General features: G+C 68.5%; 1 protein-coding gene. It reads right to left on the bottom strand.

From position 1 onward, the window contains the following. On the bottom strand, positions 1-419 hold a 419-nt coding region (locus ACZLZY_RS24935; protein ID WP_472936650.1), incomplete at both ends, for a potassium-transporting ATPase subunit KdpA.

Below are 419 nucleotides of genomic sequence, written 5' to 3'. Positions count from 1 at the left end.
CCGCCGCCATTGGTGCCGAGCTGCTTGATCGCGATCTGCGAGGCGACGGGCCCGAGCGCCAGCGTCTGCTGGTTGCCCTCGAGCGTCGTCGCGGTGACGGAGGCCTCGAAGGTCTGCGGGGTGCCCATGGCGACCTGGGCAAGCCCGGTGATGATGGCGAGCGGCAGCAGCACGTAGAGAACGGCGCGCGTCATGTCGGCGTAGAAATTGCCGACGGTCTGCATGCCCGAGCGGGCGAAGGCCCGCACCATCGCCGCCGCCAGCGCGATGCCGGTGGCGGCCGACAGGAAGTTCTGGACCGCGAGCCCGGCCATCTGGCTGAAATGGCTCATGGTGGTCTCGCCGCCATAGGACTGCCAATTGGTGTTGGTGACGAAGCTGACCGCGGTGTTGAAGGCGAGATCCGGCGAGACGCCGGC

Source organism: Mesocryomonas lacus (genome assembly GCF_055730135.2).
This window is presented reverse-complemented; position numbering and strand designations above follow the sequence as displayed.